Annotated in this window: 1 protein-coding gene and 1 pseudogene; both read right to left on the bottom strand. The window is 40.8% G+C overall.

Features of this window, described 5'->3' with window-relative positions:
- Nucleotides 1-16 precede the first annotated feature (16 nt).
- Entirely contained in the window at nt 17-469 is a 453-nt protein-coding gene (locus GMD4S_RS09285) for a YhcH/YjgK/YiaL family protein (protein ID WP_000575429.1), read from the bottom strand.
- A 429-nt stretch (nt 470-898) separates the two neighbouring features.
- A pseudogene (locus GMD4S_RS09280) lies at nt 899-1065 on the bottom strand (carbohydrate ABC transporter permease); the annotation flags it as partial.

Raw genomic sequence — 1065 nt, 5'->3', positions numbered from 1 at the left:
GCTCCTCCTGATTCTTTTAATCAATCAAAATTTTAAAGAGATACTTGCGAACCTTTTCTTCCATCCCTGCGTAGCCATTTGGCTGGTGAGGTTCTCCTGGGAAGAAAATCGCAAAATTGTGATAACCCAGCAAGAGTGGGTATTTTTCATGACAATGGACAAAGCCAATGTCACTCGCTTCGTCGAATGCTACTGCCTCATCTTTGATACGTGAACCGTAGCTCGAATATTCATGTCCTTCTACCAGCAAATGCAAGTCTGCATAGTTCTTATGATGCTCAAATTGATCATTTTCAGCTTGATTGAGGACATTTTCCTGCACAACTAGAAAGACCTTGTCCCCGTCAATCTCATACTTGCCGAGTTCGAAAGAATCCTTACGGTGCTGGTAGAGATAGTCGATAGCCTTATCTAGATTGGGATGGATTCCCTTGTAAAAGGCGATGTTTTTCAAATCGTCAAAAATCATACTGTTTCCTTCGTTTCTGATAATTACTAGTTTTCAGTTCCGAATTATCCTTTCTCTATTTCCCAGTAATAGTGCGGACGGAAGCAAATTCCTAATTTTTGAGCCTTTTGCTCTTTCATCGTCAGTCTCAAAAATTCCGTCTAAGATAAGCGTTAATTGCTTATCTTAGATACCACTAAAGCGGGAAATAGTTGCCATAAAACGAACCTACTCTAACTAGTATCATGAAAAGAGTTCATTCTTAAGTTTATAAGTGTCTGACAAAACTTCACGAAGCAACTGCACACTCTCCATTTTGTAGACACTTATAACTCTATATTCTCTTATACTCAATGAAAATCGAAGAACAAACTAGGAAGCCAACCGCAGGCAATACTTAAGTATGGCAAGGTGATACTAAAGTAGTTTGAATTCGATTTTCGCAAGGTCTTAACCTTTGACAGCTCCCATAGTGATCCCTTGAGTGAAGGATTTTTGGAAGACAAGGAAGACGGTTACGATTGGCACGGCTGCAAGAGCTGCACCTGCCATGATCAAACCATAGTTGGTTGCCATTTCGGCCTGCATGGTCGCAACCCCGAGTGAGATGGTCAAGT

It is taken from the genome of Streptococcus sp. GMD4S (assembly GCF_000296955.1).
This window is presented reverse-complemented; position numbering and strand designations above follow the sequence as displayed.

Coding starts and splice junctions, on each gene's coding strand:
- GMD4S_RS09285 (WP_000575429.1), bottom strand. CDS start 469: ATGATTTTTGACGATTTGAAAAACATCGCCTTTTACAAGGGAATCCAT.